Source organism: Legionella israelensis (assembly GCF_004571175.1).
GTDB lineage: Bacteria > Pseudomonadota > Gammaproteobacteria > Legionellales > Legionellaceae > Legionella_D > Legionella_D israelensis.
This window is the reverse complement of record NZ_CP038273.1, coordinates 2521063-2536680: the sequence shown is the minus strand read 5'-3', so window position 1 is coordinate 2536680 and position 15618 is coordinate 2521063. Positions and strand designations below refer to the sequence as shown.

Genomic DNA, 15618 nt, shown 5'->3' with positions numbered 1-15618 from the left:
TATGGTTAATATAATATCAAAAAGTGATTGGAATATGATTGCTAATATTTCATGAAATGGACTTGAATTGGCATAAAGTATCTCTAAAATATATTATATGTGGTATATTATTTTAATGAAGGTTTTTATATTGGTATATTTTGGTGAGCATGATGGATCGAATCGATAAACATATATTAGAATTGCTACAACAAAATAGTAAAATTAGTAACCAAGAGCTAGCAGATATGGTTTCGCTCTCTCCTTCGCCGTGTTTAAGACGAGTGAAACAATTAGAAGACAATGGTTATATTGACAGGTATGTTGCTTTGCTCAATCCCAAAAAACTTGGGCTTGAGTTAACCATCATGGTTTCCGTTGGACTAAGCAGCCATGATCATAAGATTATGACCAGTTTTGAAGGAATTATTAAAACCTTCCCGGAAGTTGTTCAATGCCATTTAATTGCTGGTCAAGCACAAGACTATATGCTTAAGGTAGTTGTTTCAAGCTTAAATGACTATCAAGAATTTTTACTTAACAAACTGACGCAGATTGAAGGCGTAAGAAATATCCACTCAAGCTTTGTCTTGAGAAGCATCGTAGACCAATCTTCGTTACCCTTGAATCAATTTAAATAAGTATGCTTGATAAAAAAGAAGTTTGTTAAAACTATTTTTGGCAACAAGAATCAAAAACTTGTCAAAGACAAGCAGAGGACCAATAGTCCATTGGTTCTAGATTTAAAAACCATATAAAACAAGTGGTTGCGTTGTTAAGAGGAAAATGTGTGGGAGTTTTTCGTGAGTTAATCCCCACAAAATCCCCACAATGGATTTCAGGGATTTAGAGATGAAATTTGCAACCTACTGATTTTAAAGGCTTAAATTGGTGGGCCCACTAGGACTCGAACCTAGGACCAACGGATTATGAGCCCTCATCCTATAAAGTAACCCGTTGATTTTAAAGTAATAATTTGTCACGGGATACCACTACAAATGTCGTACAATGTACAACAGTGTCTTACTCAAACACGCAAATCTCACGCACGAGTAATTTTGACATTCTATCCATTCTTAGCAGAGGAAGTCACTCTATTTTTATGAAAATGACTATTTGTAGCGTTTTTTTATGCTATAATAAAAATGACTATTTGTGCCGCTATAGTGAATATACTATGAACAGAAAAAAACATTACAACACGGGTTATCGTGATAAGTTAAGAAAAAAAATTAATCACATCACGAGTCATGTATTTTCAAGGGATGACTTGACCCAAGATCATTCCAATCGCGAGCAATTAAGATTAAACCGTGCGCTGCGTGCTTTTATAGATGAGGGTATCATCATTAAAGTGGCACATGGTTTATTTGCCAAGGCCGAACCTATTTCACTTCCTGGAAGAGAATCACAAGCAATGCTTACTGATTCTTTTGAGGCGGTTGCTACGGAAGCACTGGATAAATTAGGTGTTAAATGGGAGTTAGGCAGTGCCATCCGTGATTATAATGAAGGCAAGACTACTCAAGTTCCTGCTGTCTTTAGTGTTCGATTAAAAAGCCGATACCGCGGTTCAATTCATGCTGAAGGCCGAAAGCTGGTCTTTGAGGGTGGTATCAATGCCAGGTGAATTAAATGAACATCAAATTCGTCAAACTGCCATAATATTAGGTCTGTCTCCCGATTTTATTCGTAAAGATTATTTTGTGACCAAAGCAATTGGTTTGCTGTCTGATATATCCAATGATTATTTTGAGCTGGTATTTCAGGGAGGAACAAGCCTTTCTAAAGGTTATGGGGTGATTAGCAGACTATCGGAGGATGTAGATTTCCGCGTAATTTCAAAACCATCCTGTCTGAACTTGGGTCAAAGTGCAAAAAGGCGCGAGCTTAGACTGTTTCGGCATTCTTTAGTTGAGTTATTAGTTAATGCTGGCTTTGACGTCCAAGCTCAGGATGTGAAAGTGTTTTATGAAGGCCGATATATGAGCATTCGCGCTTCATTTTATGGTGCTCAAGGTATTGTCTATTTGAAGCCGCATATTGCCATTGACTGTTTTCTTGGCGAGCTTGAATTAAAACCAGAAATTAAAAACATTTCATCAATGATTAAAGTGACGCTTGGGGATGCAGAATGTGATCACCGCTATTTTCCAGTTCCTTGTGTGGCATTGAACGAAACGGCTGCAGAAAAATGGGTGGCATTGTCACGCCGAATCGTAGATGCTAATCGAACTCCGCGAGATTCAGATAAACACTTGATCCGTCATTTGTATGATCTTTATCAATTACATCAGCAAAATTGTCTTTCGGATGATTATTATCTTGTCCTTGAACGTGTGCTTGAAAAAGAGCAGGAAATGTTTGGTACGGGGGATTTTGATGGCATGCGCACAAAAGTGACATCAGCACTGTATCATCTTCGTGCTGATAAAAAGTGGGAAGAGCATTGGCAATTTTTCCTTGAGCAAATGGTTTATCAATCAGAAAAACCTAGTTTTGAGCAGGCTATTATTGCTGTAGAAGAATTAAATTGTAGATAGAAATAGGAAGCCACAAATAGCAACTTCAATTGATAACCGATTATAAGCAAACGCACCATAATCAAAATATAGTTTATCTTCAATTATTACATAGCAGCATCAAAGCCATAATCAGCAATTTTTATCTTCATCAAGCCATTTTTGGGTTTGTTTTTTCCATTCCGCATAGCACTCATTGCCGCAAAAATACCGGACCTAATCTTCCCCTTCAAACGAATTAGCGGCTGATTTTGGAACCAGTTTAAGGCAGGTATAACAGCTTTCTGTTTCGCAGTTTTCCTGAAGATTAAATTTTTCAAACGAAGTTAATAAGGGCAAGGCTTTTCTATCTTCTTCGGCATGTGCTTTGAGTGGTTCTGTATGGTGTCCTAAAGCCAATGCACCAATAATGGTATGTTCTTTAGGGATTTCTATTTGATCTTTGGAAGAAGCCTCATCCAAGGTAACCCAGCAGCAACCAATATCAAGGGCGACCGCCGCCAGCCACATATTCTGCATGGCAGCTGCACCGCTGTATAACTGCTGATTATGCTTCTTTAACCACTTATCAATATCAACGCCTGTATCAACAGTCACGATAATCAACAGTTGGGCTTGAGAGAGAAATGAAGCATGCTGTGCTTTCTTAGATAATGTTTTCAGGGTGTCTTTGTTGCGAATCAGCGTAAAATGCCAGGGTTGTGAATTTAAAGGGCTGGGTGCGTATTGACCAGCTTGCAGTATTTTTTCAATGGTTTCCTCATTCAGAGGTTTATCAGAAAATTGACGTACCGCCCGTCTTCGTTTTATTGCTTCAAACAGTTCCATAAATAAGTATCCTGTGTTTTCTATATTAACTAAGTAACACAACGCTCATCACTCAGAAAAAGTGCAGAAAAACCGTTACCGGGGTAGTTTGCGCGTTGTTGATTTTCGCCAGCCAGTGCAAGATATTTTTTCTGGGATAGTAATTCCTCGAGTACCACGCGCATCTCTAATCTGGCAAGAGGTGCTCCTAAGCAAAGATGAATCCCTTGTCCCCAAACCAAACTATGTTTCGTGTCCCGCTCAAGCTTAATGGTGTTTGGTTCATCGAAGACACGTGGGTCGCGATTAGCTGCTATCCACATCAACGACAGGTTCTCACCTTGTGGAATGGTTCTTTCAGCGATTTTAACTTCACGTGTTGTAACACGACGATTGGCGACAAGCGGGCCATCTGCGCGCAAAATTTCTTCGATTGCCTGAGGAATAAGCTTATGATCGTTTTTAAGTCTATCTTGCAGACTGAAATCTTTAGCAATATGGAATAGTAGAATACTTAATCCAGCAGCAACGGTACCGTGCCCGGCTGTCCAGTTGCGTAAGATACTTACGATTTGTTCATCATCTAATTTCGCACCATCCACCTCGGTCTTAAGTAGCGCATCGGTTGCGTTATTTTCAAACTCTAATGAAGCTCGGTGTTTATCTAAATTAGCCTTGACGCGTTCTGAAAAGAGTGTGGCCAGTGCTTTGCCAGCAGTTTGATCTCTATTAAAAGCAGCTTGTTGATTCTCATCCGCCCAGCCGCTTAAAAATTCCCATTGCTGCTCGGGCCAACCCAGAAAAGCACACAAGACTTGGAATGCAAACGGGGTAACAAAAGAGCGCATGAGTTCTGTTTTTTCATCAAAAGGTATAGAATCAATAATATCTCTGGCAATTTTGCGGGTTTGGGGCTCAAGGCTTGCCATTTGTTTTTTGCTAAAGTTGGGAGCTAAGGCTTTGCGGTATTTTTCGTGAATAGGAGGATCCATTCCGTTAGGAATCGCTAAAAATTGAGATTGATTACTAAAGATTTCTGGATCGGATAAAACAGTTGTAATATCTTGATGGTGAAATAGTGACCAGCCCATAAAATCGCTATGTGCTACTGGACATTTCTCCCGCATTTTATCATAGGCTGATCGTTGATTTTGCAAGACCGATTCATCTCTCGGGTCCCAGTCATTACGCGTCGTTTCATCCATTGTGCACGTCCTTGTTCAAATATTGGAATTGAAAAAAATCAAATGTAATTTCTTTTGTCTGGCATTTTAGTTATTTTAAACTATGAATCATAAGGTGGTGATTGTCACGTTCTTAACATTTTTGAAATACTTTACATTCTTTATTTTTACAAAAACGCATCGCTGTATATTTTAGATGAGGGAACTCCAGCCAGGAAGGCTTTTGTTTTTAGTTTATTGGTCGTTTCTTTCGGCCCACACACATAAACTTGAACACTATCGGTATTATTTAACTGTATCAATAATTGTTGTGCAATATCTGATTCCTGGTAACATCCATTACTCTTTAATACGCAGGGTAGGTATTGAAAATTCTGATAAAATGACGCCAGGGTTTCCAGTTCTTCAGCGTAATAGATGTCATCGTCCTGACAGCCCCCATGAATTAAGGTGATTTTGCCTTGGTGTTGTTTGCTTAATGCTGTTTTGGCGATAGCCAATAAAGGTGCTAATCCAGTACCGGTTCCGGCTAAAAGTATATCAAATGAAGATTGATTCGGATTCATATAGTAACATTTACCAAAAGGCCCTCTAATATGAACCATTGTGTCAACAGTTGCCTTTTTCCGAAACCATTGGCTCATTGCCCCATCTTCTTTAAGCTTGATATGCAGTTCAATGCAGCCTTCTTTTTCTGGCATGTTGGCGATGGAATAACTTCGTGATATCCCTTCAGGATTTAATAGATTCAGATATTGTCCTGGTATCCAGTTTTCCAAATGCTCTGCTAAAAGTTTTACTCGAATAACATTATGAGTGAGGGGCGTTAGCTCTGTAATCATGGCCTGTTGCTCACACTCAGCGGCATCTGGATTTTTGAGATGCAGTGTATTAGCGGGTTTGGCCTGACAAGCAAGAAAATATCCTTGAGATTTTAAGGTCTCAGGCAAGCCATCCTGCCATTTTGGCTCAATTACGGTATCGGTGGTTTTTATCAAACAAGCCTGACAAACTCCGGAACGACACGAGTTAGGATAATCAATATCATGTCGTAACAGGCAATCAAGTACTGACTCATCTTCTATTGATTGTAAGATTAGTTGGTTGTAATGCAGTTCGGCCATAATTTCACCTGTCTAACACATCATCACGCACGCTGTTAGCAATAGCTGCTACTTCCTGAATATCTTTTTCATTTGCGCCTAACTCTTGCAACGTTGCTCCCAGGTGCTCAATGACAATATCCACATGGGCATCATTCAAACTGCGCTTGATTAAATGGCGATGACCTTCGCGCATGTCTTTTCCGCTATAATGATTAGGGCCACCAAAAACCATGGTTAAGAAGCCCTTTTGTTTGAGGATTTGTTGTTCCATATCCACATCATCAAAAAAATGACTGACTCTATCATCGGTTAACATTTTGCGATAAAAGATATCAACCGCAGTATTGACGGCATTTTGACCACCTAAGCGATCAAATAAGGATTCAGACATGGTATACTCCTTAAAGATGTATTTGAAATACATCTTATAAAAAGAAATAATATCCGTCAAGAAATGATTTAGAGAGATTAGTATGCAGTTAACCCAGTTTACTGATTATTCATTGAGGGCATTGATATACATTGCTCTTAGAAAAGAATTGTGCACCATTAACGATATTGCCAATGCCTATGCAATTTCATCCAATCATTTGCTTAAAATCATTCACAATCTATCTAAGATGGGGGTGATTAAAACCACTCGAGGCAAAAGCGGTGGTATTACGATGGCGCAAAACCCTTCTGAAATTAACTTGGGCGAGCTGGTAATCAAGCTGGAGCCGAACTTTGATTTGGTGCCTTGTTTTAACAAGGAAAAGACAAATTGCTGTATCGCGCCTGCTTGCAAGCTAAAGCGTATTTTATTTGATGCCAAAGAAAACTTTTTAGCTGTTTTAAAAGAATATACGCTTGCGGATATTCTCGATAATCAAATGGATTTGAAAGGGTTGCTTTCTATTGATGACATAGAAAACTGTTAAGTTTTTAAATGCTTCTGAGCAAACAGATGACCAGTTTCTCCTTATATTCGAGAATAGACCAGCCACTGTCTTGATAAAAATGATAGAGTTCGTTTGTATCTGCCAGATAGGTGAATCTTTGAGGATAAATATAGGGTTCTGCCAGATAGGTGAATCTTTGAGGATAAATATAGGGTTCTGCCTTAATGGGGATCGCTACATTTTAAATAATGGCGTCTGTACAATTTCGTTATACGATTTAGCACTCTTATCGCTTGAACCGTACCTTCTTTCTTTTAAATTATTTAATGCCTGGCGTTGCTCCTGAGACAAGAAAACATGTCCTTTATTTTCAATATAGCTCTCAATGAATTTTGGGGTAGTAATACGTCTATTTTTAAGATAAATTTTATCTTTACGTAGTTTAATAATTTCAAAAGTAAATTCTTTAATTAATGACTCATTTGCATTGAATATAAATTTTTTGAATTCAGGAATTTGTTTGGCAGCGAGCTCTAATGCCTCAGTCCGTTTTTTTGTCTCTGTAAATATATCGATTTGATAATGTGTTATTACTTCTTGTTTTTCTACCGGAAATAAGAATTTTACCTTTATCAATGAATCAAACAAATAGTAAGGTAAGAAGCTAATAATGTAATGAGAGTATTAAAGGCATTTTTTAACTTTGCTATTTATGAATATCAAACAGGGGGAAGGCCAGCCGATTATTACTATTAACGTGAATTCGATATAACTGGTCAAACGACAGCCATGAATGTTTTTTCAATATTCAAGGAAGGTTTCTTTGGCTTAAGTGCATAAGCTGCCAAACCAGCCAAGATATTGACCATAAAATTAAAGACAGAACGATGCCTTGAGTGTTCGATATTTGAAATATTTTTTAATTGGTCAATAACAGATTCAACAATGGCTCTTTTTCTCAACAGGACTTTGTCAAAGGCATCGAGCACTTTTTGCTTCATATTTTTTCTGACTTTGGTCAGTAGTTGCAAGCCTCTTTCAGCAAGTTTCTCGGTCAGATTTTGGGAAATATATCCCTTATCTCCAATCATTTTACCCAACAGATTTTTACTTAAATCGGGCACAACCGTTCGGTCATCTGTTCGGCTTGAGGTTATTTTAAAAGCCATTAGCTCACCTTTATCATTGGCCACCAAATGAAGTTTAAAACCAAAATACCATCCCATAGTTGATTTGGACTTCTCCGCTAACCCCTTAAATGTTTTATTCTGTTGCGCTCTTTTAACGTGGCAGACCTCAATAGGGGTTGAGTCTACGAAATAAATGCCAGTTAGAGTCTTTGATTGATTGTGGCAAAATGCCGTTAATGGCACTATACAAGATGGCATCAGCTCAGTCATTCTGCTATAGCTGACCAGTTTTGGGAAATAGGGACGTAAATCTTTCTGCAAAACATAAGAATAATAGCTTTTGAAGTTTCGATAATTGGATTGGTGGTAGTGTATCACTATCGTCATTATTTCGGACATAGACAGGCTACAGGGTTTCTTCCTGACTTTGCCTGAAATATTTATAAGTTGCTGCTCAAAGATTGGTAAAAACTTTTGACAAAAATCATCGACAATACAGAATAATTCGACTAACTTATCCATTCCAGGCCTCTTGTATCCTATTACTGTTCTTAGAAAAAACAAATAAGATCACAAAAGGTCTGGGTTTTCAATATATTTTCTCTTTGCAGGATAATCCTTAAACAGTTACATCGAATTCACGTTACTATTAATCCAGTGAAATATTTATCTCATACCAGAGCTTGGTATCGAGTTGATCGCAAACCAACCGTCATTAAACCGCATCAATTAGCTGCTTGGTATAAAGCGGTCATCAAAGTAGACAACTACAGAAATGCAAGGTTATGGCATGACTATTTCTTATACTACTATTCGTGATAAATAGGGCAGGGCCTGTAAAGGCCTAAAATAGAAGTAAAATAACTCGTAATTCGCCAAGTTCTACTACATATTATTGTAGAGTATGGAGTCAGAATTCAAATCAGGGTTACAGCTTTTTTGAATTTCAGATAAAAGCGTTTCGGTTGTACTATGATGTTTAAAACTTGAAGCAAAAAAATAAAGGCCAGTGCCTCGATTGATCATTAAACTGTGCTCTCGATTGGATAAAATAGAGTTGACTCGTTCTTTAATTTTTTCTGCAGGTAATTGATATAACTCTTTAACTAAATGTTGAATTTCGTGGGCTTTGATCCTGGCTTTAATATATTTTTCACTTCTTAATTTTAGCGCATAATTAGATAAAGCATCTAAGGCATTTTTTAAATCAGGTGTGTGTAGTATTTTTTCTACTTCAACTTCATCATTAAATTCTTTCTTAATGATGCTTTGAGGTACTTCAGCAAAAACATCTTGCTCTACAATATTAGTGTAAGGTAATTTATATACAGTAATGAACGATACATCTCCACCTGCAGACTGGGCTTGGTTTAACAAATATGCTGCTAAAAAATTTACCGCATTTTCACGCGTGCTAAATTTTACAAGACCATGATTGTTTTCGTAATATTCAATTCCATCACCGTTCATTCTTAAGGCAGTGGAGTGAAAGCCAGGCTTATTTATTAAAAAATTAAAATTCAATATGGATTTGTCATCCAATTCTTGTAAAGAACGCCAAATTGCTCGTCGAATTTTTGCTTCAAGTTGAAGCGAGAAAAACCAACCTACGCGCCTGAAAAGTATATCAGCAAAAGTCCAATTTTTTTTGAAGGTTTCATATAGCTTTTGATCTGAAGCATCGGATAACTCATCTAAAATACCTTTGGAGGCCAGGCTTCCATAGCGATGACTGTGCCCCCAACAATAACCTTGAAAATCAGATCCCTTAAACGGGTCGTTGCCTTGATTAAAGGGAATGTAATGTGTGGCATACTGCTTGGCAATGACCTTTCCCCCAAAAATAAGACCATGACATTGATGAGATTTCCATTAAAATTGCAAGATTGGAGAACTCAAAATGAAAAGACGTTATACAGAAGAACAAATCATCAAAGCCATTAAATCTCACGAAGCTGGAACCAAAGTGGCTGATATCTGTCGTGAATACAGCATTTCCTCAGGGACATTTTACAATTGGCGAAGTAAGTACGCAGGGCTTGAAATTAATGAGGCTAAGCAGCTACGTGAACTTGAATCTGAGAACAATAAACTTAAGAAGTTTTTCAGCTGACAAACTTCTTGAAGTAGAAGCAATGAAGGATGTGCTGTCAAAAAAGTGGTAACGCCCGCGGAAAGAAAGCCAATTGCTCAACACCTTATATTACGTTTTAAACTCAGTGAGCGTGTGGCTTGTAGGCTAACGGGATTGAGTCGAACGATGTTTCGGTATCAACCCAGATCACGGGCGGATGATGTAGTCAGAGCAAGACTCAGGGCATTGGCAACGCAATACCCTGCTTATGGTTATTTGTTACTTCATGGTTTACTCAAAGCAGAGGGCTTGGTCATTAATAAGAAACATACTTATCGGTTATATACCGAGGAGGGATTACAAGTACGAACGAAGAAGCGTAAAAAGCTTACCCGACCTAGACAGCCAATAGAATTACCCACAGCACCTAATCAACGTTGGTCAATGGATTTTGTATCTGATCAACTGAGTAATGGAAGACGATTTCGTGTATTAAATGTTGTCGACGATTTTTCCCGTGAGATGGTTGGTCAGCTGGTTTCCACATCAATCAGTGGCCGGCAAGTTGCACGTTTTCTAGATCAATTAATTGAGCAACGTTCTAAGCCAAATAAAGTGATTTGCGACAATGGGACCGAATTTACTAGCAAAGCAATGTTCTTTTGGAGCAAAGAAAGTGGTGTGAACCTTGGTTTTATTCAACCAGGAAAGCCAACACAAAACGCTTTTGTGGAAAGCTTGAATGGCAAGTTTAGAAATGAATGCCTAAACCTGCACTGGTTCCGGACACTGGATGAAGCAAAATATGAGATTGCTCTATGGCGTGAGCACTATAACTATGTTCGCCCGCATAGCTCACTCAATTATATGTCACCAGTTGAATATGCGAAACAGGTAGCATAAGATTTCGAATCTCATCAAGGAAGTGGTACTAATTTAGGGGAAAGGTCAGCAATAACCTTAAAACGAGAATTGTTGTAAAGACCATAGCGTTCCTTTCGCATATCAGCAGTTTTCTTTATGTCAGTTAATATTTCTCTTATTAGTGGAATTCTCGGGTCAACTTCATCTTTTGGCAAATCGTTAGCTAGTATGGCATCAATGCCTACGATAACTTTTTCGAGTTGATTAATATCGAATATTCTTCTTAATTCTTCTATGGGTATTTCTGAATTTTCTTTTTGTTTAAGAAATTTGATAAAGCTTGGATTATTGACTTCGTTTTCAAGTGTTTTTAATGCTTTTTCTAAACGATTGGCGATAGTCTTGTCTTTTAATTTTTTTAAATGCAAATAGGAGTCTGAAAAATGCATGATGCTCTCGTTTTGGCCTTTATGCGTTTTATTTTATCATTTAATGCATGAAATAACAATCAAAAAGCATTTTCTGTTAATTAGGTTCTGTCGACATTTATTTTAACCAAAGGGCGGTGGCAGCGATGTAAACGAACGATAAAAAAGATTGAGCAAGTTTGTCATATCGTGTTGCCACTCTTCAAAAATGTTTGAGTTTATTAAACATATGTTCGATGAGATTTTGGCGGTATAATCGCAACAGTATTCATGTCTATGGCAGCGTTGATAATGTAATCTGCATCATAACCTTTATCTGCGAGTATAGCGGTAGTCGTCTCTCCTTCAAGCAATGTCAGTGCCTGAGTAAAATCTGAAGTCTGTCCCAGAGTAAGAATCAATTTAAGGCATAAAAATCCACAAAATAGTGAAATTAATCTGGTTATTTTTTTGATTGTTCGTTAAAATAATGTCGATTTTTTGATTGGTGGTAGGCTATGAGACCGTTAACTCGTGATATTCTGGTCACGCTCATCATAAAGTTATCCCTGCTTATTGCTTTGTGGTTTGTTTGTTTCAAAAATGTTGAAAAGCCATCGAAGGATGTTCGGCAATGGCTACTCGGCACCGGCTTGTCTACTCATATAAGCAGTAATGATCATAAACCGTAACTTAAAACGGCAATGAGGTGACGTATGATACCGGGCAGTGATGTTGTTGATTTATCCCGTCTGCAGTTTGCTTTGACCGCGCTCTACCATTTTCTTTTTGTGCCACTGACGTTGGGGCTTTCCTTGTTGTTGGCTATTATGGAAACTGTCTATGTGATGACCGGGCGGGATATCTGGCGGCGCATGGTAAAATACTGGGGTGTCTTGTTTGGTATTAATTTTGTGCTTGGTGTCGCCACTGGTTTAACCATGGAATTTCAGTTTGGTACAAACTGGGCCTATTATTCCCACTATGTGGGCGATGTATTCGGGGCTCCTCTTGCCATTGAAGGTCTTATGGCTTTTTTTCTTGAAGCCACTTTTGTGGGGCTTTTCTTTTTTGGTTGGGATAAGCTCACTAAATTACAACACATGACATGCACCTGGTTGCTTGCATTGGGCACAAATTTATCGGCATTATGGATTTTGGTTGCCAATGGCTGGATGCAAAACCCTGTAGGTGCGAAGTTTGACTATGAAACCATGCGAATGGAAGTCACGGATTTTGGTGAGATTTTCTTCAACCCAGTTGCACAGGCCAAATTTGTTCACACCATCAGCGCAGGTTATGTAACGGGTGCGATTTTCGTGTTAGCCGTCAGCGCTTACTTTTTGTTGCGGGGCCGTAATCAGGATTTTGCCAAGCGTTCCATGACCGTTGCCGTCTCCTTCGGTTTGGCTTCCGCTTTATCAGTTGTTGTTTTGGGGGATGAGAGTGGTTATGTCGCCAATAATAACCAAAAAATGAAGTTGGCCGCTATGGAAGCGATGTGGCACACGGAAAAGCCTCCAGCAGGCTTAACGGTATTCGGCATCCCAAATGAGAAAAAGATGAAAACCGACTATGGTCTGGAGGTACCTTATGTACTGGGCCTGATCGCCACGCGTTCAATTAGTGAGCCGCTGGAAGGTATTAATGAACTCATCCAGCAAGGAAAAGAACGCATACGTGAAGGCATGCTTGCATACGATGCCCTAACCCGCTTGCAGAAAAACGGTAAAGACAGCCAGGCAAAGGCGGATTTTGAAGAACATGGCCAATATTTAGGTTATGGTTTGTTATTAAAAAAATACACGGAAAATGTAACCGATGCGACCGAAACACAAATCGATAAGGCAGCACATGACTTAAAGCCGCATGTGCTGCCTTTGTTCTTCTCATTCCGGATTATGGTTGCCTGCGGTTTGTTTTTTATTTTATTGTTTGCCACAGGATTTTATTTATCCATGAAACGCAAGTTACATTTGTCTCGGTGGTACTTGCACATCGCTTTCTGGTCCCTTCCTTTGCCTTGGGTCGCTGCAGAATTAGGTTGGATCGTGGCAGAATATGGCCGGCAACCCTGGGTGGTACAAGGTGTATTGCCCACCTCATTAGCTACGTCCAGTGTCAGCTTCTCGCAAGTGTTAACGTCCTTATCCGGTTTTGTCATTTTTTATACCGTATTAGCTATCGTTGAAGTGTATTTGATGGTGAAATACATCCGGCTTGGTCCTGACAATATGACTCATTAAGGAGGAAATATGCCTTTAGATTATGAAACTCTGCGCATTATATGGTGGGTTTTGTTGGGGGTCTTGCTAATTGGTTTCGCTGTGATGGATGGGTTCGATTTGGGTGTGGCCATGTGGCTTCCATGGCTTACAAAAACTGACATGGAAAGGCGCATTTTATTAAACAGCATAGGACCAACGTGGGAGGGCAACCAGGTTTGGTTTATTTTAGGCGGTGGTGCGATTTTTGCTGCCTGGCCTGCCTTGTATGCTTTGTCTTTTTCGGGATTTTACCTGGCTATGCTCGTGGTGCTGCTGGCTTTAATATTGCGTCCCGTTGGTTTTAAGTACCGATCGAAACTACCCAATAAGCATTGGAAAGCGGTTTGGGACTGGTCGTTATTCATCGGTGGGTTTATCCCGGCTTTGATCTTTGGCGTTGCTATCGGCAATGTTTTACAAGGCGTTCCATTTTACTTTGATGACAGCTTGCGCCCTTTTTATACGGGTACCTTCCTAGCCCTACTAAATCCATTTGCTTTATTATGCGGCCTATTATCGGTATTCATGCTGGCTATGCATGGTGCGTTTTTCTTAAATGTGAAAACAGAAGGCCATTTGCAGCAACGCGCTCAATTAGCCGCTCGAATTTGCAGTTTGTTAACGATAATCCTTTTTGTCGTAGGAGGCATCTGGTTATATAAACAGATTCAAGGTTATAGCATTTCGGGTGTGATGGTTCATGATGGTCCTTCTAATCCGTTGCATAAGTCTGTGATTCGTGAAGCGGGAGCATGGTTTGCCAATTATCAGCATGTCCCATTCGCATGGCTTGCTCCTCTAAGTGGGATAACGGGCGCCCTATTGGCTCTATTGCTTGTGAATTATGCGCGTACCGCCTTTGTTTTCAGTGCAATCACGGTCATTGGCATCATCGCAACGGTTGGCGTCAGTATGTTTCCATTTATTTTGCCTTCTTCCTCAAATCCATCACAAAGCTTGCTAGTTTGGGACAGTTCATCCAGCTCATTAACTTTATTCATTATGTTGGTGGCGACCGTTATTTTTTTACCGATTATTCTTATCTATACCACTTGGGTATACCGCGTACTGCGTGGAAAAGTGACGGTGGGAACCATTACCCAAAATAAAGAAAGTGCTTATTAGGAGGTGTATATGTGGTATTTTTCCTGGATCCTAGGTACGGGCCTTGCCTGCACCTTTGCTATACTAAATGCAATGTGGTTGGAATTAAGCGTGGATGACGCTGGTTTTTGAAAGTTAGCGTGTTTTATTTTCGCCTGTGCGTGACGCTATACAAGCTAAGCCGCGATCGGTAATTGATATAATCCGCGACACATTTTCCCTCAGCGATAATTACCTAAATCAGCCACGTTTTTAGCATTGCCAACCGATTCTTCTGGGGGTAATTGTGCATCGAGACTCTCATGGCCACGATTGTAGTTATAATAACGTTGGAATGCCTCCAATTTATTTTGTAGATCATGTTATTCCAAAATAAAATTTTATCTAAAAATTCCCGTCGACATGTTCCAATGAGTCGTTCAACGAAGGGGTGGGATATAGGGACATAAGGCACTGTTTTGATCTCTTCAATTTCGAGGATGCGTAAGTTAGCTTGCCAACGATAGAATGTAAATAGCGGATCACTATCGCTTGATAAGTATTTTGGTGGAGATTTACCAGAAATAACTTGGTTAAACATAAAACAAACATAAATCCCCATGAGCGAACCTTTATGGACAGCGAAACCAATAATTCTACCTGTAAACTAATCCATCACAATCATAACCCAGTGTGTTTTCAAATTAATTGATTCGGTTTGGAAAAAAACAATTGACTAAAGGCTATCTTTCATGTGACCAATAAACGTGAGCCAAGATGGACCACCGCCATCCGGACGCAGTTGTAGTGCTTATTAAGCACTCTACGAACAATGTTTTTATCAATATTAATATCAAAAGCAATAGATATCTGCATAGTTATACGCCGGTACCCATAGCTTGGATTTCGTTTTTTCATTTCCAAAATTGCATCAATAACTGCTTGTTCAGTGCCTTTTCTACCCGGCCTTTTAGTCTTTTTACTTGAAAATAAAGTGCTATATTTTCGTTTGATAAGCGCTTTATGAAATTTTAAAATCGTATCAGGTTTTAACAATATGGATATTTTTTCTAATCGATGGATACTGATTATTGCTCCTAACATCCCAAAGAAAATACGATCACTTGTTTGTAATTTGGGTGAACGCTTCATGCCACGAGTCATTGTCATAAGCTGTTTACGCAAAGCAACATTCTCGGCAGCTATTTTACGCGTTCCACCAGGCAATAATAAACGAAGATAAAGAATAAGAAAATTTGAAATTATCAGGTTTATATCTAGCATGTACAATATTATAACACATCTTTTTTAAAT

17 protein-coding genes and 2 pseudogenes are annotated in these 15618 nt (G+C 39.0%); 9 read left to right on the top strand and 10 right to left on the bottom strand.

The genetic code is table 11. The features are described 5' to 3' along the window. The first annotated feature begins 152 nt into the window (after positions 1 to 152). From E4T55_RS11590 to E4T55_RS11580, 3 genes are all read left to right on the top strand, one after another. Positions 153 to 620 carry an Lrp/AsnC family transcriptional regulator gene (locus tag E4T55_RS11590; RefSeq protein ID WP_058502464.1) on the top strand — a complete coding sequence of 156 codons (468 nt, stop codon included), beginning with the start codon at positions 153 to 155 and terminating at the stop codon, positions 618 to 620. Between the two features lie 536 nt (positions 621 to 1156). Next, complete coding sequence (locus E4T55_RS11585; RefSeq protein ID WP_058502444.1) at positions 1157 to 1609, top strand: hypothetical protein; 453 nt, start codon at positions 1157 to 1159, stop codon at positions 1607 to 1609. Then, positions 1599 to 2522: a nucleotidyl transferase AbiEii/AbiGii toxin family protein gene (locus tag E4T55_RS11580; RefSeq protein WP_058502443.1), complete on the top strand. Its 924-nt coding sequence runs from the start codon at positions 1599 to 1601 to the stop codon at positions 2520 to 2522. Before E4T55_RS11585 ends, E4T55_RS11580 begins: the two co-directional genes overlap by 11 nt. A gap of 195 nt (positions 2523 to 2717) precedes the next feature. On the opposite strand, the gene E4T55_RS11575 is transcribed toward E4T55_RS11580, so the two are convergent. From E4T55_RS11575 to E4T55_RS11560, 4 genes are all read right to left on the bottom strand, one after another. Continuing rightward, positions 2718 to 3329 (bottom strand): nitroreductase family protein, encoded by a 612-nt coding sequence (locus E4T55_RS11575; RefSeq protein ID WP_115325357.1) that lies wholly within the window; start codon positions 3327 to 3329, stop codon positions 2718 to 2720. A gap of 29 nt (positions 3330 to 3358) precedes the next feature. Then, complete coding sequence (locus E4T55_RS11570; RefSeq protein ID WP_058502318.1) at positions 3359 to 4513, bottom strand: cytochrome P450; 1155 nt, start codon at positions 4511 to 4513, stop codon at positions 3359 to 3361. A gap of 146 nt (positions 4514 to 4659) precedes the next feature. Beyond that, on the bottom strand, positions 4660 to 5616 hold the full coding sequence (locus tag E4T55_RS11565) for an FAD-binding oxidoreductase (protein ID WP_058502317.1): 957 nt from the start codon (positions 5614 to 5616) through the stop codon (positions 4660 to 4662). Positions 5617 to 5620: 4 nt separating this feature from the next. Continuing rightward, complete coding sequence (locus E4T55_RS11560) at positions 5621 to 5989, bottom strand: group I truncated hemoglobin (protein WP_058502316.1); 369 nt, start codon at positions 5987 to 5989, stop codon at positions 5621 to 5623. 82 nt (positions 5990 to 6071) lie between these two features. On the opposite strand from E4T55_RS11560, the gene E4T55_RS11555 reads away from it, so the two are divergent. Continuing rightward, positions 6072 to 6518: an Rrf2 family transcriptional regulator gene (locus E4T55_RS11555; protein ID WP_115325356.1), complete on the top strand. Its 447-nt coding sequence runs from the start codon at positions 6072 to 6074 to the stop codon at positions 6516 to 6518. A gap of 195 nt (positions 6519 to 6713) precedes the next feature. On the opposite strand, the gene E4T55_RS11550 is transcribed toward E4T55_RS11555, so the two are convergent. From E4T55_RS11550 to E4T55_RS11535, 3 genes are all read right to left on the bottom strand, one after another. Further along, positions 6714 to 7115, bottom strand: coding sequence for a hypothetical protein (locus E4T55_RS11550; protein WP_058501369.1), 402 nt, complete (start codon positions 7113 to 7115; stop codon positions 6714 to 6716). A 140-nt stretch (positions 7116 to 7255) separates the two neighbouring features. Then, positions 7256 to 8131 (bottom strand): IS982 family transposase, encoded by an 876-nt coding sequence (locus E4T55_RS11545; RefSeq protein ID WP_115325251.1) that lies wholly within the window; start codon positions 8129 to 8131, stop codon positions 7256 to 7258. 363 nt (positions 8132 to 8494) lie between these two features. Beyond that, positions 8495 to 9151, bottom strand: coding sequence for a hypothetical protein (locus tag E4T55_RS11535; RefSeq protein WP_115325355.1), 657 nt, complete (start codon positions 9149 to 9151; stop codon positions 8495 to 8497). Between the two features lie 358 nt (positions 9152 to 9509). Here E4T55_RS11535 and E4T55_RS11530 point away from each other — a divergent pair. Next, positions 9510 to 10586: pseudogene (locus tag E4T55_RS11530) on the top strand (IS3 family transposase). Positions 10587 to 10600: 14 nt separating this feature from the next. Here the strand turns inward: E4T55_RS11530 and E4T55_RS11525 are convergent. Together E4T55_RS11525 and E4T55_RS15650 are read right to left on the bottom strand one after the other, a co-directional pair. Continuing rightward, positions 10601 to 10996 carry a hypothetical protein gene (locus E4T55_RS11525; protein ID WP_058502132.1) on the bottom strand — a complete coding sequence of 132 codons (396 nt, stop codon included), beginning with the start codon at positions 10994 to 10996 and terminating at the stop codon, positions 10601 to 10603. Positions 10997 to 11093: 97 nt separating this feature from the next. Then, positions 11094 to 11195, bottom strand: a pseudogene (locus E4T55_RS15650) (IS5/IS1182 family transposase); the annotation flags it as partial. Positions 11196 to 11472: 277 nt separating this feature from the next. Between E4T55_RS15650 and cydP the strand changes: the two are divergent. From cydP to cydX, 4 genes are read left to right on the top strand one after another with little or no spacing between them, the layout of a single operon-like run. Then, positions 11473 to 11646: a cytochrome oxidase putative small subunit CydP gene (cydP, locus tag E4T55_RS15575; RefSeq protein WP_335622031.1), complete on the top strand. Its 174-nt coding sequence runs from the start codon at positions 11473 to 11475 to the stop codon at positions 11644 to 11646. A 24-nt stretch (positions 11647 to 11670) separates the two neighbouring features. Beyond that, entirely contained in the window at positions 11671 to 13200 is a 1530-nt protein-coding gene (locus E4T55_RS11515; RefSeq protein WP_058502133.1) for a cytochrome ubiquinol oxidase subunit I, read from the top strand. A gap of 9 nt (positions 13201 to 13209) precedes the next feature. After that, positions 13210 to 14346 (top strand): cytochrome d ubiquinol oxidase subunit II, encoded by a 1137-nt coding sequence (gene cydB, locus E4T55_RS11510; RefSeq protein ID WP_058502134.1) that lies wholly within the window; start codon positions 13210 to 13212, stop codon positions 14344 to 14346. Positions 14347 to 14355: 9 nt separating this feature from the next. Continuing rightward, a complete protein-coding gene (gene cydX, locus E4T55_RS11505; protein ID WP_058502135.1) occupies positions 14356 to 14457 on the top strand; it encodes a cytochrome bd-I oxidase subunit CydX in 102 nt (33 codons plus the stop codon). 597 nt (positions 14458 to 15054) lie between these two features. On the opposite strand, the gene E4T55_RS11500 is transcribed toward cydX, so the two are convergent. After that, positions 15055 to 15588, bottom strand: a complete 534-nt coding sequence (locus E4T55_RS11500; protein WP_058502137.1) for a hypothetical protein — start codon at positions 15586 to 15588, stop codon at positions 15055 to 15057. Between the last annotated feature and the right edge of the window lie 30 nt (positions 15589 to 15618).